This is a genomic window from Phycicoccus sp. Soil748 (assembly GCF_001428025.1).
In the GTDB taxonomy this organism is placed as follows: Bacteria; Actinomycetota; Actinomycetes; order Actinomycetales; family Dermatophilaceae; genus Pedococcus.
This window is the reverse complement of the sequence record NZ_LMSC01000012.1, coordinates 374,846-394,049: the sequence shown is the minus strand read 5'-3', so window position 1 is coordinate 394,049 and position 19,204 is coordinate 374,846. Positions and strand designations below refer to the sequence as shown.

Sequence of the window (19,204 nt, the reverse complement as noted above, 5' to 3'; positions counted from 1 at the left end):
GGACCACCTCGATGGCCTCCACCACCACGTTCAGCGACGAGGAGCTGGCCCGGATCCGGGCCGGCTTCCCGATCCTGTCCCGGACCGTCCGTGACGGCCGCCCGCTGGTCTACCTCGACTCGGGCGCGACGTCGCAGCGGTATGCCGGGGCGCTGGATGCCGAGCGCGCGTTCAGCGAGGAGGTCAACGCGGCGGTCCACCGCGGCGCCCACCAGCTGAGCGAGGAGGCGACCGACCGCTACGAGGGCGCCCGGGCGACCGTCGCCGGGTTCGTCGGCGGGGCCACCGACGAGGTGGTGTTCACCAAGAACGCCACCGAGTCGCTCAACCTGGTCGCCTACGGCTTCTCGGGCTCGGTCGCCGGCGAGGCCAAGGACCCGCGCCTGGACCTCGGTCCGGGCGACGAGATCCTCATCACCGAGATGGAGCACCACGCCAACCTCGTGCCGTGGCAGGAGCTCGCGCGCCGCACCGGCGCGACGCTGCGCTGGGTCGGCGTCACCGACGACGGCAGGCTCGACCTCGAGGGAGCGCACGGGCCCGCGCTCGGCGAGCTGCTGACCGAGCGCACCAAGGTCTTCGCGTTCACCCACGTCTCCAACGTCCTGGGCACCGTCAACCCCGTCCGCCGCCTGTCCGAGGCCGCGCGGGCGGTCGGTGCGCTGACCGTGCTCGACGCCTGCCAGTCGGCGCCCCACCTCGCCCTCGACGTCGCCGCCCTCGGGGTCGACTTCGCCGCGTTCTCGGGCCACAAGATGTACGGCCCGACCGGTGTGGGCGTCCTGTGGGGCCGGCACGAGCTGTTGGCCGCCATGCCGCCCTTCATCACCGGTGGCTCGATGATCGAGACGGTGCGGATGGAGAGCACGACGTACGCCGCCCCGCCGCAGCGCTTCGAAGCGGGCTCTCCCAACGCCGCGCAGGCCGTCGGCCTCGCCGCGGCCATCGACTGGCTGGGCGAGCTGGGCATGGACCGCCTGCACGCGCACGAGCTGGCCCTCACCGAGCGCCTTCTTGCCGGGCTCGCAGAACGTCCTTGGGTCCGCGTCGTCGGCCCGACCGACACGACCGACCGGGGGAGCGCGGTGGCGTTCGTCGTCGACGGCGTGCACGCGCACGACGTCGGCCAGGTGCTCGACGACCAGGGTGTCGAGGCGCGGGTCGGCCACCACTGCGCTTGGCCGCTGCACCGCCGCCTGCGGGCGACGGCGACCACGCGAGCCAGCCTCGCGGCCTACACCACGCCAGCGGAGGTCGACGTCCTGCTGGACGCGCTCGACCGCGTGCCGGCCGTCTTCGGGGTGGCGAGCTGATGGACCTCTACCAGGAGCTCATCCTCGAGCACTCCAAGCGACCCCACCACGCCGGGCTGCGCCAGCCGTTCGGCGCGGAGGTGCACCACGTCAACCCCACCTGCGGCGACGAGGTCACCCTGCGCGTCGACGTCGAGGGGGAGGGGCTGGACGCCGTCGTCCGCGACGTGTCCTACGACGCCCTCGGCTGCTCCATCTCGACCGCGTCGACCAGCGTCCTCACCGACGAGGTCATCGGCCGCACCGTCCGCGAGGCCATGACCACCCACGAGGCGATGCGCGCCATGCTCACCTCCAAGGGCGAGGACGCCGGTGACGAGGACGTCCTCGGCGACGGGGTCGCGTTCGCCGGCGTCGCGAAGTACCCCGCCCGCGTCAAGTGTGCTCTGCTGGGATGGATGGCGTTCACGGACGCGTTGCACCAGGCAGGCATCGACACCACCAGCGAGTCCGGCACCACGGCCGCCACGAACACAGCACTGTGAAGGAAGTTGAGACGATGAGCGACACGACCACCGCCACCCCCAACGTCGCGGACGTCGAGGAGGCCATGCGCGACGTCGTCGACCCCGAGCTGGGCATCAACGTCGTCGACCTCGGCCTCGTCTACGGCATCACCGTCGACGCCCAGAAGCACGCCGTCCTCGACATGACGCTCACGTCGGCGGCCTGCCCGCTCACCGACGTCATCGAGGACCAGACCGCACAGGCCCTCGAGGGCCTCGTCGCGTCCTACCGCGTCAACTGGGTCTGGATGCCGCCGTGGGGCCCGGACAAGATCACGGACGACGGCCGCGAGCAGCTGCGCGCCCTCGGCTTCAACCTCTGATCGCACCTCGTCCTGAGCGCCGAGCACCACTGACCCGCGGCCGCCCGTGAGCACCCGCGTCGTCGAGGTGACCCCCGAGCGCCTCGACGGCTGGCTCCAGCGGTTCGCCGCGAACAACGCGGGTCCGTCTGCGCGCCAACGCATCTGCGCGCGTGAGGACTTCCCGCACGACCCCCTGGGGATCCTGCTGCTGCGTCGCGGCGGGTATGCCGTGGGGCTGGCCCGCGGGGCCGCGTTCACCGCGTCGAAAGTCGGCACCCGGCACGTCCAGTCACGCACGGCGGCCGGTGGCTGGTCGCAGCAGCGGTTCGCCCGGCGCCGCGGCAACCAGGCCGACGAGCTGGTCCGCGCGGTCGGCGAGCACACCCTGCGCATCCTCCCGGCCGGTTCGGTCGACGGCCTGGTGGTCGGTGGCGACCGGGCGCTGGTCCGGGCGGTCCTCGACGACCCGAGGCTGGCCCACCTCGACGCGCTGCCACGGCGCGAGCTCTACGACCTCCCGGACCCGAGGCGCGCGGTCCTCGAGGAGGCCCTGCGGCGGGCCCGGGCGGTGCGCGTCACGATCGAGGACGTGGGCGCGGGCGCGGGCTGAGCCCGGCTACACGTGGTGCTGGGCGATGTTGACCACGGTCCCGCCGGGCGCGCGGACGAAGAACCGCCGCACCCCCCACTCCTCGGTGACGAGGGGATGGACGACCTCGATGCCGGCCGCCTGCACCTGAGCCCACGCCTCGTCGACGTCGTCCACCTTGACCGTGACCGCCGAGTCCTCCGGTGCCGTCGCGTCCCTGGTGACGAGCTGCACGTGGGCGCCCGTCGCGGGGTCCGTCAGCCGCGCGACCCAACCGAGGTTCATCTCCTCGGTCGACAGGCCGAGGACGCCGGACCAGAAGGCCTTGGCCTCCTCGATGTCGGGGACGGTCAGGTTCGTGGTCACGCCCATGACGCGCATACGGCCTCCCGGTGCTCTTCCGTCGGTCCTCGAGGGGTGGTGGCTACTCGACGTTGGCGACGCTGAAGGTGTCGCAGTCGTTGAGGTTGCCGCTGCGGTAGCCGGTGGTGAACCACTTCTGACGGGCTGAGGCCGACCCGTGGGTCCACGACTCGGGGTTCACCTGGCCCTGGGTCTTCTGCTGGATGCGGTCGTCGCCGACCGATGCCGCGGCGGACAGCGCGTCGTCGATGTCCTTCTGGGAGAGCGGCTTGAGGAACGTCGTGCCCTGCGCGTCCTTGGTCTGCGTCGCGTGGTGGGCCCACACGCCACCGAGGCAGTCGGCCTGGAGCTCGACCCGCACGCCGCCGCTCTGGGCTCCCTGGGGGTCCTGCTGCGCCCGGTCGAGGAGGCCGAGGATGTCCTGGATGTGGTGGCCGTACTCGTGCGCCACCACGTACTCCTGGGCAAGGGGTCCGCCGCTGGAGCCGAACTGCTGCGTGAGGATCTGGAAGAAGCTGGCGTCGATGTAGACCTTCTTGTCGAGCGGGCAGTAGAACGGCCCCACCTGGTTGGAGGCGGTGCCGCACGCCGACTGCGTCGAACCCGTGTACAGCTTGGTCTTCGCCGGCGTGTAGCGGCGCTGGTAGCGGGGGAGCTCCTCGGCCCAGAAGTCCTGGACGGAGTTGACGGTGGCGATGACGCGGCAGGTGTCGTCACGGTTGGCGTCGGCCCCCGTCCTGCACTGGGCGAAGGCGTTCGGGTCGGTCGAGCCACCGGGCTCCACCTGGCCGTTGCCACCGGCCCCGGGGTCGGTGCCGGTGCCGCCGCCAGGCAGCGAGCCGGGGTTGATCCCGAAGACCAGGGCGATGATCAGCAGGATGATCCCGCCGATGCCGCCGCCGACGACCATGCCGCCGGGAGCGCCACCGCGACCGCCCGACTCCACCTGTGAGGTGTCCAGCTGCACGTTGTCGTTGAAGCTCATCTGCCCTCCACGGCATCGGGCGTGCACTCGGGGTCGAGCGACGTCGGTAGACTAGTGATCTCAGCCGCTGAGCGGCGCCCGCGCAACCTGTGCAGGGTGAGCCGCATCGAGCGGTCGGACCGTCCCGGCACCGGCGCCCGGAGTCCGACCCCGCCGGGGCTGGGCGACCTGGGACACCGGAACGTCCCGCCTGCACGCCGAAACCTGAACCATGTCTGGAGTACCTCTGTGATCGCCGCCAGTGGGATCGAGCTGCGCGCTGGCTCCCGCCTCCTCCTCGACGGCGCCACCTTCCGGATCGCGCCCGGCGACCGGGTCGGCCTCGTCGGCCGCAACGGTGCCGGCAAGACGACCCTGACCAAGGTGCTGGCCGGTGAGGCGCAGCCGGCTGCCGGCCAGGTCACCTCCAACGGTGAGGTGGGCTACCTGCCGCAGGACCCCCGTACCGGCGACCTGCACGTGCTCGCCCGTGACCGCATCCTGTCCGCGCGCGGGCTCGACCGGATCATCCGGCAGATGCGCGAGGCCGAGGGCGCCATGGCCAGCGCCGACGACGAGACCCGCGACAAGGCCATGCGCCGCTACTCCCGGCTCGAGGGCGAGTTCACGGCCAACGGCGGGTATGCCGCGGAGTCCGAGGCCGCGACGATCGCCAGCGCCCTGGCCCTCGACGAGCGCATCCTCGGCCAGCCGCTGGCCACCCTGTCCGGCGGCCAGCGACGCCGGGTGGAGCTCTCGCGCATCCTCTTCTCCGGCGCCCAGACGCTGCTGCTCGACGAGCCGACCAACCACCTCGATGCCGACTCCATCGCCTGGCTGCGCGACTACCTCAAGGGCTACCAGGGCGGCCTGGTGGTCATCAGCCACGACGTCCAGCTGCTCGACGCCGTCGTGACCCGCGTCTTCCACCTCGACGCCAACCGCGGTGAGCTGGACCTCTACAACGTGGGATGGAAGCCCTACCTCCAGCAGCGTGAGACCGACGAGCGGGCCCGCAAGCGCGAGTACGCCAACGCCACCAAGAAGGCCGCCGCCCTCATGGAGCAGGCGGAGAAGATGCGCGCCAAGGCGACCAAGGCCGTGGCCGCGCAGAACATGATCAAGCGCGCCGAGCGGATGCTGGCCAGCGTCGAGGGGGAGCGCACCTCCGACAAGGTGGCCAAGCTGCGCTTCCCGGACCCGGCACCCTGCGGGCGCACGCCGCTGCGGGCGTCGGGGCTGTCCCGCTCCTACGGCAGCCTCGAGATCTTCACCGACGTGGACCTCGCCATCGACCGCGGTTCACGGGTCGTCGTGCTCGGCCTCAACGGTGCCGGCAAGACCACCTTGCTGCGGATGCTCGCCGGGGTCGACGCCCCCGACACCGGCGAGGTCGAGCCTGGCCACGGCCTCAAGCTCGGCTACTACGCGCAGGAGCACGAGAACCTCGATGTCTCCCGCTCGGTGCTGGCCAACATGAAGTCTGCCGCTCCGGACTCCTTCGGCGAGACCGAGGTGCGCAAGGTGCTCGGCTCGTTCCTGTTCAGCGGGGACGACGTCGACAAGCCGGCCAAGGTGCTCTCGGGCGGCGAGAAGACCCGCTTGTCGCTGGCGATGCTCGTGGTGTCCGAGGCCAACGTGCTGCTCCTCGACGAGCCGACCAACAACCTCGACCCGGCCTCGCGGGAGGAGATCCTGGGAGCGCTGCGGACCTACAAGGGCGCTGTGGTCCTCGTGACCCACGACGAGGGCGCCGTCGAGGCCCTCGAGCCCGAGCGCATCCTGCTGCTGCCCGACGGCATCGAGGACCACTGGGGCCAGGACTACCTCGACCTCATCTCCCTCGCCTGACCCGGCCGGCGACGCTGCGGCGGCGAACTCCCACCGGTCCGGTGGGGGATGGGGTCGGATAATGGACGGTTATGCAATCCATAACTGAGTTGTCACAATGGACGGGTGACGCAGACCCCTACCCGTCGACAGCGCCAGACCGGCAAGGCCACCGGCGCCTGGGCCGACGGTGACCGCACCCCGCTGAACGCCAACGAGGAGTTCAAGGCGGCCGACGACGGCCTCAACGTCCGCGCCCGGATCGAGGAGGTCTACGCCCGCGAGGGGTTCGCCTCCATCCCGGGGGAGGACCTGCGTGGCCGGATGCGGTGGTGGGGCCTGTACACCCAGCGCAAGCCCGGCATCGACGGCGGCAAGACGGCCACGCTCGACCCCGCCGACCTCGACGACGAGCACTTCATGCTCCGCGTCCGCAGCGACGGCGGCGCCCTCACCGGTGAGCAACTGCGCACGGTGGCCACGATCAGCACCGAGTTCGCTCGCGACACCGCTGACATCACCGACCGCCAGAACATCCAGCTGCACTGGATCCGCATCCAGGACGTGCCGGAGATCTGGTCGCGCCTCGAGGCCGTGGGCCTCACCACGGCCGAGGCCTGCGGCGACACCCCACGCGTGATCCTCGGCTCCCCGGTCGCCGGCATCGCCGCCGACGAGGTGCTCGACGGGTCGCCTGCCGTCCGCGAGATCCTCGAGCGCTACATCGGCAGCCCTGAGTTCTCCAACCTGCCGCGCAAGTTCAAGACGGCCATCTCCGGCTCGCCCAGCCTCGACGTCGCCCACGAGGTCAACGACATCTCGTTCGTCGGCGTCGAGCACCCCGAGCACGGCCCCGGCTTCGACCTCTGGGTCGGCGGCGGCCTCTCCACCAACCCGATGTTCGCGCAGCGGCTCGGCGCCTGGGTGCCGCTGGAGGAGGTTGCCGACGTCTGGAAAGGCGTCGTCTCGATCTTCCGCGACCACGGCTACCGCCGCCTGCGCAACCGCGCACGGCTGAAGTTCCTCATGGCCGACTGGGGCCCCGAACGGTTCCGCGAGGTGCTCGAGGACGACTACCTCGGGCGCAAGCTCCTCGACGGCCCCGGGCCCCTGCCGCCCTCGCGGCACCGGCGCGACCATGTCGGCGTCCACGCGCAGAAGGACGGCAACGTCTGGGTCGGTGTGGCCCCTGTCGCCGGCCGAGTCAGCGGCACCACCCTGTACGCCGTCGCGGAGCTCGCCGAGCGCCACGGGTCCGGCCGAGTGCGGCTCACGGCCCACCAGAAGCTGCTCGTCCTCGACGTGCCGCCGGAGAACGCCGACGCGCTGCAGGCGGGCCTCGACGGGCTCGGCCTCCCGGCGAACCCGAGCGAGTGGCGCCGGGGCCTCATGGCGTGCACCGGTATCGAGTTCTGCAAACTCGCCCTCGTCGAGACCAAGGCCCGCGGCGGCACGGTCATCGCCGAGATGGAGCGCAGGCTCCCTGACTTCGACGTGCCGTTCTCCATCCATGTCAACGGCTGCCCCAACTCCTGCGCCCGCACGCAGGTCGCCGACATCGGCCTCAAGGGCATGGTGCAGACCGACGACAACGGCAACCTCGTGGAGATCTTCCAGGTGCACCTCGGCGGCGGTCTCGGCACCGAGCCACAGCTCGCCCGCAAGACCCGGGCCCTCAAGGTCCGCGCCGTTGACCTGCCCGACTACGTCGAGCGGATCGCGGGCCGGTTCCTCGAGCAGCGGCAGGACGGCGAGTCCTTCGCGCACTGGGCGCACCGAGCCGAGGAGGACGACCTGCGATGAGCGACAGCCCGCGCGGCAGCGTCATCTACTACTGCCCCTTCTGCGCCGAGGAGGACCTGCGCCCCGTCGAGGAGCCGCGGGGAGCCTGGCGCTGCAACGCCTGCGCCCGCGTCTTCACCGTCCAGATGGTCTCGCTCGACACCACCCGCATCCCCGGGCGCGTCCGCGAGGAGGCCGACCTCGAGGCCCACCGAGGAGGAGGTTCGTCATGACCGCCACCACCACCCACGTCGGCCGGGCCCGCAGTGGCAGCGCCGCCAGGGACGCCCACGCGCTGCAGGAGCTCGCGCTTGAGGCCGCGGAGCGGTTCGAGGCCCTCGAGGCCGACGGCGTGCACGCCTCGTACGAGGAGCGTGTCGAGCTGTCGCGCGACGTGCTGCACTGGGGCGCCGAGACGTTCGGCGACCGCCTCACCGTGGCCTCCTCGATGGGCGACGAGGTGCTGGTGCACCTCGTCGGCACCACCGTCCCCGGCGCCGACGTGTTCTTCCTCGACACCGGCTACCACTTCGCCGAGACGCTCGGGACGCGCGACGCCTACCAGGCCATGCTGCCTCTCCGGATCCGCACGATCCTGCCGCTGCTGACGGTCGCGCAGCAGGACGAGCGGCACGGCGCCAGGCTGCACGACCGCGACCCCAACGCCTGCTGCGCCATGCGCAAGGTAGAGCCGCTCAACCGCGCGCTGTCGACCCACGACGCCTGGGTGACCGGCATGCGTCGGGTGGACGCGCCGACGCGCACCGACATCGGCCTCGTCGGCTGGGACGCCGCCCGGGCAATGGTGAAGCTCAACCCCATTGCGGCGTGGACCGACGAGGACGTCGACCGCTACGTCGAGGAGCACGGGGTCTTCCTCAACCCGTTGCGCCAGGAGGGGTACGCGTCGATCGGCTGCGCACCCTGCACCCGCCCCGTCGCGGAGGGCGAGGACCCCAGGGCCGGCCGCTGGGCCGGCAAGGACAAGACCGAATGCGGGTTGCACACATGACGACGACTGCCGCGCGGGCGCTGCCCGCCCAGTACACCCTCGACCACCTGGACCACCTCGAGTCCGAGGCGGTCCACATCTTCCGCGAGGTCGCCGGCGAGTTCGAGCGCCCGGTCATCCTGTTCTCCGGCGGCAAGGACTCGGTGGTCATGGTGCACCTGGCGCTGAAGGCGTTCGCGCCCGCGCCGCTGCCCTTCTCACTGCTGCACGTCGACACCGGGCACAACTTCCCCGAGGTGCTCCGGTACCGCGACGAGACGGTCGAGCGCCTCGGCGTGCGCCTCGTGGTGGCCCACGTCCAGGACTACATCGACGACGGGCGGCTGCGTGAGCGCGCCGACGGCACCCGCAACCCGCTGCAGACGGTGCCGCTGCTCGACGCCATCGAGGGCAACCGGTTCGACGCGGTCTTCGGCGGTGGCCGGCGCGACGAGGAGAAGGCCCGCGCCAAGGAGCGCGTCTTCAGCCTCCGCGACTCGTTCGGCGCCTGGGACCCCCGGCGCCAGCGCCCCGAGCTCTGGGACCTCTACAACGGCAAGCACGCCCCGGGCGAGCACGTGCGGGTCTTCCCGCTCTCCAACTGGACCGAGCTCGACGTGTGGCGCTACATCGAGCGCGAGGGCATCGACCTGCCCGACCTCTACTACGCGCACGAGCGCGAGGTGTTCTCGCGTGACGGCATGTGGCTGTCGGCAGGGGAGTGGGGCGGTCCCAAGTCGTCCGAGCAGGTGGAGACGCGCCAGGTCCGCTACCGCACCGTCGGCGACATGAGCTGCACCGGCGCTGTCGACTCCGACGCCACCGACGTCGCGGGCGTGATCCTCGAGCTCGCCGGCTCCCGCCTCACCGAGCGCGGCGCCACCCGGGCCGACGACCGCATGTCCGAGGCCGCCATGGAGGACCGCAAGAAGCAGGGGTACTTCTGATGACGACCACGGCCGACCGCAAGCCCCGCACCACCGAGGCCGCGGTGCCGCCGGCTGCCCGGCACGACCTGCTGCGGCTCGCCACCGCCGGGTCCGTGGACGACGGCAAGTCGACGCTCGTCGGCCGCCTCCTCTACGACACCAAGTCGGTGCTGGCCGACCAGCTCGACGCCGTGGAGCGGGTCAGCCGAGAGCGTGGGCTCGACGCCGCCGACCTGGCGCTGCTCACCGACGGCCTGCGGGCCGAGCGCGAGCAGGGCATCACCATCGACGTCGCCTACCGCTACTTCTCCACGGCGACGCGCTCCTACGTCCTCGCCGACACCCCGGGCCACGTCCAGTACACGCGCAACATGGTGACCGGTGCGTCGACGGCCGAGCTGGCGCTCATCCTCATCGACGCCCGGCACGGGGTCGTCGAGCAGACCCGTCGCCACCTCGCCGTCACCGGGCTGCTGGGTGTGCGGCACATCGCGGTCGCCGTCAACAAGATGGACCTCGTCGACTGGGACCAGGAGCGGTTCGACTCCATCGTCGCCGAGTTCGCCCGGCACGCAACGCGTTTCGGCATCGAGGACGTCGCCGCCGTACCCGTGTCCGCACTGTTCGGCGACAACGTCGTCGACCGCTCGGACCGCGCGCCGTGGTACACCGGGCCCACCCTCCTCGAGCACCTGGAGGCGGTGCCGGTGGGCACCGACCCGTCGGAGCAGCCGCTGCGCGTCCCGGTGCAGTACGTCATCAGGCCCCAGCGTGGTGAGCGCCGCGACTACCGCGGCTACGCCGGACGGCTGGCGAGCGGGGTGGTCCGGCCCGGTGACGAGGTCGTCGTGCTGCCCGGGGGCCAGCGCAGCCGGGTCGAAGGCATCGACCGCTCCGGTCCGGACGGCCGGCTCGAGGAGCTCGAGGTCGCGTTCGCCCCGCAGTCGGTGGTGCTGCGGCTCACCGATGACGTCGACGTCTCGCGTGGCGACCTCATCGCAGCCGCCGGCGACCCCGGGCTGGTCACCCGGTCGCTGTCGGGCACCATCGCCGTGGTCGACGAACGGCCCGTGCGTCAGCGTGACCGCGTGCTGCTGCGCGTGGGCACCCGCACCGTGCGCGCCATCGTCGACGACGTCGTCGACCAGCTCGACATCGAGACCATGGAGCAGCGGACCGCCCCGGACGGCTTGGCCCTCAACGCGATCGGCCGGGTGCGGATCCGGCTGGCCGAGGACGTGGCCATCGACGACTACCGTTCGCTGCGACGTACCGGGGCGTTCCTGCTCATCGACGAGAACGACGGGTCGACCCTTGCGGCGGGGATGGCCGACGCGCCGGACCGCAGCGTCGGCGAGGGCATCTGATGGGCGTCCCCAGCTACCCGCTGACCCTCGACCTGACCGGGCGTCGGGTGGTCGTCGTGGGCGGTGGCCCGGTCGCCGCGCGACGTGCACGCGGACTGGTGGAGGCCGGTGGGGCGGTCGAGCTCATCGCGCCGTGGGTGTGCGAGGACGTCGCTGCCCAGGTCGCAGACGGTGGGATCACTTGGCACGAGCGGGAGTTCGTCGCCGGCGACCTGGTGCTCCCGGACCCTGCCTGGCTCGTCCACACCGCGACCGGCGACCCGCACGTCGACGCCCAGGTCGCAGCGGAGGCCGATGCCGCCCGTGTCTGGTGCGTCCGCGCCGACGACGCCTCCGTCTCCTCGGCATGGACGCCCGCAGTGGCGAGGGGACGCACGGGGCAGGCCAGCGAGGGCCTCAGCGTGGCGGTGACCGCCGGTGGCGACCCGCGCCGTGCCACCGCGGTGCGCGACGCGGTGCTGGCCGCGCTCGACAGCGGCACCCTGCCGGTACGCCGCGTGCGCGGGACGGCGCCGCCGTCCGACAGGGCTGGGGGCGAGCAGCCCGCCGTCGGCCGGGTCGCGCTGGTGGGCGGGGGGCCCGGCGCGGAGGACCTCATCACCGTCCGTGGGCGGGCACTGCTCGCCGCGGCCGACGTGGTGGTGACCGACCGGCTCGGGCCGCGGTCGCTCCTCACGACCCTGGGCGCGGACGTCGAGGTCGTCGACGTCGGCAAGACCCCCGGCAACCACCCGGTCAGCCAGGACCGGATCAACGAGCTGCTCGTGCACCACGCGTCCCTCGGGAAGCGCGTCGTCCGGCTCAAGGGCGGCGACCCCTTCGTCCTCGGGCGCGGCGGCGAGGAGGCCCTGCACTGCGCCGAGCACGGGATCCCCATCGAGGTGGTCCCCGGGGTCACCTCCGCGGTGTCCGTGCCCGCCGCTGCCGGCATCCCGGTGACCCACCGGGGCATCACCGCCTCGTTCGTCGTCGCCTCGGCCCACGACGGTGCCGACGCGGTCCTTCGTGCCGCGTCCGACGCGGCCCCGGACGCCACCCTCGTCCTGCTCATGGGCGTGACCCGCCTGGGCGACACCGCAGCCGCCCTGGTCCGGTCGGGGCGCCGCCCCGACACGCCGGTGGCGCTGGTCGAGCGCGGCTGGACCCCCGAGCAGCGCACCACCGTCACGACCCTCGACCGTGCGGCCGAGGACGCCGCAACCGCCGGCGTCCGGGCCCCGGCCGTCGTCGTGGTCGGCGACGTCGTGTCGGTGCGCAACCGGCTCGGGGACCTGTCGGGGGAGTAGCGTCCACCCGGTGAGCACCGAGCCCGACATCGTCCTGCTGGCCCACGGGTCGCCCGACCCGCGCCATGCGCGCGGCGTCGAGGTCCTGGCCGACCACGTCCGCACCCTCGTGCCCCACCGGCCGGTGCACACCGCATACCTCGACCACCACGCGCCGACGCCCCAGGAGGCCGCAGCGGGCCTCGGGACGCGGGCCGTCGTCGTCCCCGTGCTCCTCACTCCGGCGTTCCACGCGAAGGTCGACGTCCCGGCAGCGGTGGGCGTCATGGCGTCCGGCTCCGGCTCGGAGGTCGGCGTGGCGCCTGCGCTCGGCCCGCACCGGCTGCTGCTCGACGCGGCCGAGGAGCTCCTCGCCGCGGAGGGCATCCACCCAGACCCCGCCACCGCCGTCGTGCTGTACGCCGCGGGGTCCAGCGACAGCGAGGCCGTCGCCACGGTGGGCCACACCATCGCCGCCCACCCCCGCACCGGGTGGGGCTTCTGGGGCGTGGCGGCCCTGGACGGCGGCGCGACGATGGAGCAGGTCCTGCGCACCATGCCCGACGAGGTGGAGCGGACCGTCGCCGTGCCGTTCATGGTGGCCGAGGGCGTCCTGCGCGACCGGATGGCCCAGAACTGCGGGCGTGCCGGGGTCACCATGGTGTCCGGCGCCCTGGCGCAGACGGGCGCCATGGCCCAGCTGGTCCTGGAGCGCGCCGGTAGCCTGCCCGCGTGACCGACGCGAGCAGCACGCCCCACCCGCACCTGCACGTCGCCCGTGACGGGTCGGTGCTCACCGTCACCCTCACCAACCCGTCGCGCCGCAACGCCCAGGTGCCCAGCCTCTGGACCGCCCTCGCGGAGGTCGCCGACGGGCTCGACCCCGAGGTGCGCGTCGTGGTGCTCCAGGGAGAGGGACCGTCGTTCTCCGCAGGGCTCGACCGCTCGGTCCTCTCCGGGGGCGGCGAGGACGGTGAGGTCGACCTGCTCTCCCTCGGGCGCGACGAGGCCCGGGCGGCGGAGGTCATCGCCGGCTTACAGCGCGGCTTCACCGCGTGGGGGGAGGTCCCGGCCGTGGTGGTGGCAGCAGTGCAGGGACATGCGATCGGCGCCGGTCTCCAGCTGGCCCTGGCGGCGGACCTGCGCGTGGTCGCCGACGACGTGCAGCTGGCCATGCGCGAGACCTCGCTGGGTCTGGTGCCCGACCTGGGCGGTACGGGGCCGCTGGTCAGGCTCGTCGGTCCCGCGCGGGCGCTCGAGATCTGTGCCACCGGGCGGTTCGTGGGGGCCCATGAGGCCGTGGCCACAGGACTGGCCAACGTGGCCGTGCCCCGCGCCGAGCTCGAGGCCACCACGGCCGACCTCGTCGCAGCCCTGCTCGCGACCCCGGAGGCCGCCCTGCGGGAGCTGAAGCCACTCCTGCGGTCCGCCGAGATCCTGCCGCGCGACGCCCAGCTCGCTGCCGAGCGCGGGGCCCAGGCGCGGCTGCTGCGCGGCCTCGTGAGCGGGTGACGGGCCGCCCCTGAGGCATTGGGCACGCCTGGGTCACGGCCCTGGCCGGTCGTGGGCGTGCCCTGCCCACACCCCCACCGCACCGGCTGTCGGTGGCCACCAGCACCATGGGGAATGCCGCGGGCCGCCCGCGACGTTCCACGGCGTGACTGGAGGAGGACCACTGTGAGCATGTCCGGATGGGCAGCGATGCGTTCGTTGGCGAGGGACGACTCCGTCAAGGACCGCAAGCTCGCCCCTGGCACCGCCCGCAGGGTGCTCGGCTACGCCTCGCCGTTCCGGCGGCAGATCGTCGTGTTCCTGGTGCTCGTGGTCGTCAGCGCCGCCCTCGTCGTGGCCACCCCGCTGCTGCTCAAGGAGCTCATCGACAAGGGCATCACGGCGCGCAACCGCTCAGTCGTCGTGGAGCTGTCCCTGGTCGTGGCCGCGCTGGCCCTCGCCGACGGCGCCCTGACCCTGGTGCAGCGGTGGTACTCCAGCCGCATCGGCGAGGGACTCATCTACTCGCTGCGCACCGAGGTGTTCAACCACGTACTGCGCCAGCCGATCGCGTTCTTCACCCGCGCCCAGACCGGCGCCCTCGTGAGCCGGCTCAACAGCGACGTCATCGGGGCGCAGCAGGCCTTCACGTCCGTGCTGTCCAGCGTCGTCAGCAACGTCGTCTCGGTGACCCTCATCGTCGTCGCGATGGCCTCCCTGTCGTGGCAGCTCACCCTCGCCTCGCTCGCGCTGGTGCCGTTCTTCCTCGTGCCTGCCCGGGTCATGGGACGCCGCCTCGCCGGCATGACGCACGCGCAGATGGGCCTCAACGCCGACCTCGGGTCGCGCATGACCGAGCGGTTCAACGTCGCCGGTGCCCTGCTGGTCAAGCTCTTCGGTGACCCCAGGCGCGAGGACAGCCAGTACGCCGCCCAGGCCGGCCAGGTGCGCGACATGGGGGTCAAGATCGCGCTCAACCGCAGCGTGTTCTTCGTGGCCCTCACGCTGGTCGCCTCGCTCGCGACCGCCATGGTCTACGGCGTCGGCGGCCTGATGGCGGTCGGCGGCTCGCTCAGCGTCGGCACCCTGCTGGCGCTGACGGCCCTGCTCGCGCGGCTCTACGGACCCCTGACGACCCTGTCCAACGTGCGCGTCGACGTCCTCACCGCCCTCGTCTCGTTCGAGCGCGTCTTCGAGGTGCTCGACCTCAAGCCGCTGGTGACCGAGCTCCCCGGGGCCGAGCCCATCCCGGCCGGACCGGTGCGGGTCCAGGTCGACGGCGTGGCCTTCCGCTACCCCTCGGCCGACGAGGTGTCCCTGGCCTCGCTGGAGAGCGTGGCGGCCGGTGACCGCAAGGGCTCCGGGCTCGTGCTGCGCGACGTCGACTTCGAGGTCGAGCCCGGGCAGCTGGTCGCCCTCGTCGGCCCCAGTGGCGCCGGCAAGTCGACGATCACCGCCCTGCTCGCGCGGCTCTACGACCCCAGCGCAGGCACCGTCCGGGTCAACGGCCTCGACCTGCGCCAGGCCACGACCGCCTCCGTGGCGGCCACGGTCGGCATGGTCACCCAGGAGGCCCACCTCTTCCACGACACCATCCGGGCCAACCTCACCTACGCCGCGCCGGACGCCACGGACGAGGAGGTCGTGGCCGCCCTCAAGGCCGCGCAGGTCTGGTCGCTCGTGAGCGCCCTCCCGGAGGGCCTCGACACGGTCGTCGGCGACCGTGGCCACCGCCTGTCCGGCGGGGAGAAGCAGCGGCTGGCGCTGGCTCGCCTGCTGCTCAAGAGCCCGGGCCTCATCGTCCTCGACGAGGCGACCGCCCACCTCGACAGCGAGTCCGAGGCGGCGGTGCAGCGTGCCCTCGACACCGCCCTGCGCGGTCGCACCGCCGTGGTCATCGCCCACCGCCTCTCGACCGTGCGCGGCGCCGACCAGATCCTCGTGGTCGACGGCGGCCGCATCGTCGAGCGCGGCACCCACCGCGAGCTCATGACGCGGGGTGGGGTCTACCGCGACCTCTACACGACGCAGTTCGCCGACCAGGAGACCGACGTCCCCGCGTAGCCGCCGTCCGTGGGCGGCGGTCAGCCTGCGGCCGGGAGCGGCGGTCATCCTGCGGCCGGGGGCGGCGGTCAGCCTGCGCCCGGGAGCGGCCTCAGCCGTCCTCCTCGTCCCAGATTCGGGTGCGCTTCGGCTTGGGCGCCTTCGCCCCTGCGGGGGCCTCTACCGGCTCAGGGAGCCCGTCCCGGTACTCGCGTCGGGCGCCGAACCACACGAGGACGAAACCGCCGACCATGCCCATCCACCACTGGAACGCGTAAGCCTGGTGCGGGCCGAGGTCGGTGTCGGGGGCCTCGAGGGCCGTCGGCCTGGCCGGTGCGCTGCCGTCGGACAGGCGCTCCACCTCGAGCACCACGTAGGCGCCCAGCACGGGGGAGCCCACCTGTCGGCTCGCCTCACCGAGGTTGATGCTGGCCAGCTGGCCCTTCGGGAGCGACTTGCCCAGCGACGGCTCGGAGCGGCGCAGCCACCCGGTCACCGTGACGGGCTGCGTCGGGGCGGCCGGGACGGCCGGGGCGGCTTCGGCGGTCTCGGCGTTGACGACCCAGCCGCGGTCGACCAGGACGGTGCTGCCGCCCTGCAGCGTGAGCGGGACGAGCACCTCGTACCCGTAGGTGCCCTTGTAGGGACGGTTGCGGACCAGCAGCGTCCGGTCCACGGCATACGTGCCGGTGGCGGTGACCCGGGTCCATTCCTTGCTGAGCGCCATGGGTGCCGTCCCCAGCACGTCGGCCAGCGGCTGGGGCTTCGCGGAGTAGTGGGAGTTGATCCGGTCGGCCCGCGCAGCCTTGGCCTCGTAGCGGTGCCACTGCCACTGGCCGAGGAAGAACGCCGCCACGGCGAAGCCGACGGCTGCTGCCAGGGCTCCCAGCCAACGCCGCGATATGAGAACCCTGAGCACTTCATCACGGTACCCGGCTTAGGCTGGGGACCATGACCGGCCTCCCGTTCCCGACCGTGCGCGGCGCATCCCCCGTGCCCGGGGGTGCCGCAGGGTCCTCACCGGGCACGGAGGGGGCCCCCGAGGGCACGGTCGGGCTGCCGGACCGCTTCGGCCGGGTGGCCCGCGACCTGAGGGTGTCGGTGACGGACCGGTGCAACCTGCGGTGCCGCTACTGCATGCCGGCCGAGGGGCTGCCGTGGCTGGCCAAGCCGGAGATGCTCAGCGACGACGAGCTCGTCCGCGTCGTCAGCGTCTTCGTGCGGCTCGGCGTCCGCCAGGTCCGGCTCACCGGCGGCGAGCCCATGCTCCGCAGGTCGCTGGTCGACGTCGTCCGGCGCATCGCCGCGCTGGAGCCCCGGCCGCGGATCGCCATGACCACCAACGGCGTCGGCCTGGACCGCCTCGCCCAGCCGCTCGCCGACGCCGGCCTCGACCGGGTCAACGTCAGCCTCGACACCATCGACCCGCAGGAGTTCGCCGACCTGACGCGCCGTGACCGCCTCCACGACGTCGAGGCCGGGCTCAAGGCGGCGGCCACCGCCGGCCTGGTCCCGGTCAAGGTCAACGCCGTCGCCATGCGTGGCATCAACGACCACTCCGTGACCGACCTGCTGCAGTGGTGCCTCGACCGCGGCTACGAGCTGCGCTTCATCGAGCAGATGCCGTTGGACGCCCAGCACGGCTGGGACGCCTCGACGATGGTGTCCTCCCAGGAGCTGCACGAGCGCCTCGCCGAACGCTTCCGGCTCACCCCGCTGCCGCGAGAGGACCGGGGGAGCGCGCCGGCCGAGCGGTTCCTCGTCGACGGGGGGCCGGCCACCGTCGGGATCATCGCGAGCGTCACGGCGCCCTTCTGCGCGGCCTGCGACCGCACCCGGCTCACGGCCGACGGGCAGGTGCGCAACTGCCTGTTCTCGCAGAGGGAGACCGACCTGCGCGGCCCGATGCGTGACGGGGCGAGCGACGACGACCTCGCGCGCCTCATCCAGGGTGAGATGTGGCGCAAGGCGCCCGGCCACGGGATCGGCACCAGCGACTTCGTGCAGCCCGACCGCCCCATGTCCGCCATCGGCGGCTGAGGCTCAGCCGGCGCCGGCCGGGATGGCGTCGACGGCCACCGTCTCGACGAGGAAGCCCCGCACCGACAGGAACTCGCCCAGGGACAACCGGTGGTCCTCGCACGCCAGCCACACCTTGCGCCGGTCGGCGTCGTGCAGCTTCGGGTTGTTCCACAGGTGCGCCCACGTCGCGGGCTGGCGGCAGGCCTTGGCGCTGCAGACCATCGCCTCCATCAGCGCCCGATCTGGTCCGGGCCGTCGCCACGCGGCGTGACCGGCGCTCCACCGTTGCCCGGTGCCCGCGGTGCGACGGCGTTCACCATCACGACGGCGATGTAGGGGAGCACGACGGCAAGCAGCGCCAGCGAGCCCCACACCCACCACGGGGCACCCGCCGTGGCGGTCAGGACCGAGCCGATGAAGCAGACCGTGCGGACGCCCATCGTGACCAGGTAGCGGCGGATCCGGCCCGCCTGCTCGTCGGCGAGGTTGGCCGGGGCGGACGTCACCGACTGGACGACGGGCTCGTCGGGACGGTGGCGGCGTGGGCGGGGCACCTGTCCACGATAAGCCGACGGCGATGCGGTGTACCCATCGGTAGTCGGTAGGGTCGCGCGCAGACGCCCGACGAGCACCGACGACACGGAGGAATCGATGGCAGGCCGCAACGTCCTGGTCACCGGAGGCAACCGGGGGATCGGGCTCAGCATCGCCCGGGACCTCGCCCAGGCGGGCCACTCGGTGGTCGTCACGCACCGTTCCGGGGAGCCGCCGGAGGGCCTGCAGGGCGTGCGCTGCGAGGTCACCGACTCGGCCTCGGTCGACCAGGCGTTCGCCGAGGCGGAGGAGCTCCTGGGCGGCCCCGTGGACGTGCTGGTGGCCAACGCCGGCATCACCCGCGACCAGCTGCTGATGCGGATGAGCGACGAGGAGTTCGACTCGGTCGTCGACACCAACCTGGCCGGTGCCTTCCGCTGCGCGCGCCGCGCCTCCAAGGGCATGATCCGGCTGCGCCGTGGCCGCATCATCTTCATCTCCAGCGTCGTCGGACTCTACGGGTCGCCCGGCCAGACCAACTACGCCGCCAGCAAGTCGGGCCTCGTCGGCCTGGCCCGCTCGATCTCGCGAGAGCTCGGTGGCCGCGGCATCACGGCGAACGTCGTGGCGCCCGGCTTCATCGAGACCGACATGACCGAGGTCCTCCCCGAGGACCGCAAGAAGGCCTACCAGGCGAGCATCCCCGCCGGACGTTTTGGCCGGACCGAGGAGGTCGCGGCAGCGGTGCGCTTCCTCGCCTCCGACGATGCGGGGTACATCACCGGTGCGGTGGTGCCCGTCGACGGCGGCCTCGGTATGGGGCACTGACCCCACCCGACGGACGCCGGGCCGGACGTGACGCCGGACGCCGGATCGCCACCTCACCCCTCAACCCCCAGATCGGAGAACC

At 72.6% G+C, this 19,204-nt stretch carries 21 protein-coding genes; 16 read left to right on the top strand and 5 right to left on the bottom strand.

Annotated features, from left to right (window positions below):
- Positions 1-11 precede the first annotated feature (11 nt).
- The 4 genes from ASG70_RS18135 to ASG70_RS18120 are packed head-to-tail and all read left to right on the top strand — an operon-like array spanning position 12 to position 2,734.
- On the top strand, positions 12-1,313 hold the full coding sequence (locus ASG70_RS18135; RefSeq protein ID WP_056885215.1) for an aminotransferase class V-fold PLP-dependent enzyme: 1,302 nt from the start codon (positions 12-14) through the stop codon (positions 1,311-1,313).
- Positions 1,313-1,798: a Fe-S cluster assembly sulfur transfer protein SufU gene (sufU, locus tag ASG70_RS18130; protein ID WP_056885214.1), complete on the top strand. Its 486-nt coding sequence runs from the start codon at positions 1,313-1,315 to the stop codon at positions 1,796-1,798. Before ASG70_RS18135 ends, sufU begins: the two co-directional genes overlap by 1 nt.
- Positions 1,799-1,812: 14 nt before the next feature.
- The gene (locus ASG70_RS18125) at positions 1,813-2,142 is read left to right on the top strand and encodes a metal-sulfur cluster assembly factor (RefSeq protein ID WP_056885213.1); all 330 of its coding nucleotides are present in this window, start codon (positions 1,813-1,815) and stop codon (positions 2,140-2,142) included.
- A gap of 46 nt (positions 2,143-2,188) precedes the next feature.
- Positions 2,189-2,734 (top strand): acVLRF1 family peptidyl-tRNA hydrolase, encoded by a 546-nt coding sequence (locus ASG70_RS18120; protein ID WP_056885212.1) that lies wholly within the window; start codon positions 2,189-2,191, stop codon positions 2,732-2,734.
- Positions 2,735-2,740: 6 nt separating this feature from the next.
- Here ASG70_RS18120 and ASG70_RS18115 read toward each other — a convergent pair whose 3' ends face one another.
- On the bottom strand, positions 2,741-3,085 hold the full coding sequence (locus ASG70_RS18115; protein ID WP_235531571.1) for a VOC family protein: 345 nt from the start codon (positions 3,083-3,085) through the stop codon (positions 2,741-2,743).
- A gap of 52 nt (positions 3,086-3,137) precedes the next feature.
- The gene (locus ASG70_RS18110) at positions 3,138-4,061 is read right to left on the bottom strand and encodes a neutral zinc metallopeptidase (protein ID WP_056885210.1); all 924 of its coding nucleotides are present in this window, start codon (positions 4,059-4,061) and stop codon (positions 3,138-3,140) included.
- Between the two features lie 228 nt (positions 4,062-4,289).
- On the opposite strand from ASG70_RS18110, the gene ASG70_RS18105 reads away from it, so the two are divergent.
- The 10 genes from ASG70_RS18105 (at position 4,290) to ASG70_RS18060 (ending at position 15,759) form a co-directional block, all read left to right on the top strand.
- Entirely contained in the window at positions 4,290-5,891 is a 1,602-nt protein-coding gene (locus ASG70_RS18105) for an ABC-F family ATP-binding cassette domain-containing protein (protein ID WP_056885209.1), read from the top strand.
- 105 nt (positions 5,892-5,996) lie between these two features.
- Entirely contained in the window at positions 5,997-7,673 is a 1,677-nt protein-coding gene (locus ASG70_RS18100) for a nitrite/sulfite reductase (protein WP_056885208.1), read from the top strand.
- Positions 7,670-7,885 carry a hypothetical protein gene (locus ASG70_RS18095; RefSeq protein ID WP_056885207.1) on the top strand — a complete coding sequence of 72 codons (216 nt, stop codon included), beginning with the start codon at positions 7,670-7,672 and terminating at the stop codon, positions 7,883-7,885. The genes ASG70_RS18100 and ASG70_RS18095 overlap by 4 nt, the downstream gene beginning before the upstream one ends.
- The gene (locus tag ASG70_RS18090) at positions 7,882-8,664 is read left to right on the top strand and encodes a phosphoadenylyl-sulfate reductase (protein WP_082590991.1); all 783 of its coding nucleotides are present in this window, start codon (positions 7,882-7,884) and stop codon (positions 8,662-8,664) included. The genes ASG70_RS18095 and ASG70_RS18090 overlap by 4 nt, the downstream gene beginning before the upstream one ends.
- Positions 8,661-9,590: a sulfate adenylyltransferase subunit CysD gene (gene cysD, locus ASG70_RS18085; protein ID WP_056885206.1), complete on the top strand. Its 930-nt coding sequence runs from the start codon at positions 8,661-8,663 to the stop codon at positions 9,588-9,590. Before ASG70_RS18090 ends, cysD begins: the two co-directional genes overlap by 4 nt.
- Positions 9,590-10,939 (top strand): sulfate adenylyltransferase subunit 1, encoded by a 1,350-nt coding sequence (locus tag ASG70_RS18080; protein WP_082590990.1) that lies wholly within the window; start codon positions 9,590-9,592, stop codon positions 10,937-10,939. The genes cysD and ASG70_RS18080 overlap by 1 nt, the downstream gene beginning before the upstream one ends.
- On the top strand, positions 10,939-12,225 hold the full coding sequence (gene cobA / locus ASG70_RS18075) for a uroporphyrinogen-III C-methyltransferase (protein WP_056885205.1): 1,287 nt from the start codon (positions 10,939-10,941) through the stop codon (positions 12,223-12,225). Before ASG70_RS18080 ends, cobA begins: the two co-directional genes overlap by 1 nt.
- A 10-nt stretch (positions 12,226-12,235) precedes the next feature.
- Positions 12,236-12,940, top strand: coding sequence for a sirohydrochlorin chelatase (locus ASG70_RS18070; protein ID WP_056885204.1), 705 nt, complete (start codon positions 12,236-12,238; stop codon positions 12,938-12,940).
- Positions 12,937-13,716: an enoyl-CoA hydratase/isomerase family protein gene (locus ASG70_RS18065; protein WP_056885203.1), complete on the top strand. Its 780-nt coding sequence runs from the start codon at positions 12,937-12,939 to the stop codon at positions 13,714-13,716. Before ASG70_RS18070 ends, ASG70_RS18065 begins: the two co-directional genes overlap by 4 nt.
- Positions 13,717-13,887: 171 nt before the next feature.
- Positions 13,888-15,759, top strand: a complete 1,872-nt coding sequence (locus ASG70_RS18060) for an ABC transporter ATP-binding protein (protein ID WP_056885356.1) — start codon at positions 13,888-13,890, stop codon at positions 15,757-15,759.
- Positions 15,760-15,850: 91 nt separating this feature from the next.
- Here the strand turns inward: ASG70_RS18060 and ASG70_RS18055 are convergent, their stop codons facing one another.
- A complete protein-coding gene (locus tag ASG70_RS18055) occupies positions 15,851-16,657 on the bottom strand; it encodes an SURF1 family protein (protein ID WP_056885202.1) in 807 nt (268 codons plus the stop codon).
- Positions 16,658-16,689: 32 nt separating this feature from the next.
- On the opposite strand from ASG70_RS18055, the gene moaA reads away from it, so the two are divergent.
- Positions 16,690-17,778 carry a GTP 3',8-cyclase MoaA gene (gene moaA, locus ASG70_RS18050; protein WP_082590988.1) on the top strand — a complete coding sequence of 363 codons (1,089 nt, stop codon included), beginning with the start codon at positions 16,690-16,692 and terminating at the stop codon, positions 17,776-17,778.
- A 3-nt stretch (positions 17,779-17,781) separates the two neighbouring features.
- Here the strand turns inward: moaA and ASG70_RS18045 are convergent, their stop codons facing one another.
- Entirely contained in the window at positions 17,782-17,991 is a 210-nt protein-coding gene (locus ASG70_RS18045; RefSeq protein WP_056885201.1) for a hypothetical protein, read from the bottom strand.
- Complete coding sequence (locus ASG70_RS18040; protein ID WP_056885200.1) at positions 17,991-18,314, bottom strand: DUF3099 domain-containing protein; 324 nt, start codon at positions 18,312-18,314, stop codon at positions 17,991-17,993. The genes ASG70_RS18045 and ASG70_RS18040 overlap by 1 nt, the downstream gene beginning before the upstream one ends.
- Positions 18,315-18,411: 97 nt before the next feature.
- Between ASG70_RS18040 and fabG the strand changes: the two genes are divergently transcribed.
- Positions 18,412-19,122: a 3-oxoacyl-[acyl-carrier-protein] reductase gene (gene fabG / locus ASG70_RS18035; RefSeq protein ID WP_056885199.1), complete on the top strand. Its 711-nt coding sequence runs from the start codon at positions 18,412-18,414 to the stop codon at positions 19,120-19,122.
- Positions 19,123-19,204 lie beyond the last annotated feature (82 nt).

Coding starts and splice junctions, on each gene's coding strand:
- ASG70_RS18135 (WP_056885215.1), top strand. CDS start 12: ATGGCCTCCACCACCACGTTCAGCGACGAGGAGCTGGCCCGGATCCGG.
- moaA (WP_082590988.1), top strand. CDS start 16,690: ATGACCGGCCTCCCGTTCCCGACCGTGCGCGGCGCATCCCCCGTGCCC.
- ASG70_RS18110 (WP_056885210.1), bottom strand. CDS start 4,061: ATGAGCTTCAACGACAACGTGCAGCTGGACACCTCACAGGTGGAGTCG.
- ASG70_RS18115 (WP_235531571.1), bottom strand. CDS start 3,085: ATGGGCGTGACCACGAACCTGACCGTCCCCGACATCGAGGAGGCCAAG.
- cobA (WP_056885205.1), top strand. CDS start 10,939: ATGGGCGTCCCCAGCTACCCGCTGACCCTCGACCTGACCGGGCGTCGG.
- ASG70_RS18125 (WP_056885213.1), top strand. CDS start 1,813: ATGAGCGACACGACCACCGCCACCCCCAACGTCGCGGACGTCGAGGAG.
- ASG70_RS18095 (WP_056885207.1), top strand. CDS start 7,670: ATGAGCGACAGCCCGCGCGGCAGCGTCATCTACTACTGCCCCTTCTGC.
- ASG70_RS18090 (WP_082590991.1), top strand. CDS start 7,882: ATGACCGCCACCACCACCCACGTCGGCCGGGCCCGCAGTGGCAGCGCC.
- ASG70_RS18060 (WP_056885356.1), top strand. CDS start 13,888: ATGTCCGGATGGGCAGCGATGCGTTCGTTGGCGAGGGACGACTCCGTC.
- fabG (WP_056885199.1), top strand. CDS start 18,412: ATGGCAGGCCGCAACGTCCTGGTCACCGGAGGCAACCGGGGGATCGGG.
- ASG70_RS18080 (WP_082590990.1), top strand. CDS start 9,590: ATGACGACCACGGCCGACCGCAAGCCCCGCACCACCGAGGCCGCGGTG.
- ASG70_RS18045 (WP_056885201.1), bottom strand. CDS start 17,991: ATGGAGGCGATGGTCTGCAGCGCCAAGGCCTGCCGCCAGCCCGCGACG.
- cysD (WP_056885206.1), top strand. CDS start 8,661: ATGACGACGACTGCCGCGCGGGCGCTGCCCGCCCAGTACACCCTCGAC.
- sufU (WP_056885214.1), top strand. CDS start 1,313: ATGGACCTCTACCAGGAGCTCATCCTCGAGCACTCCAAGCGACCCCAC.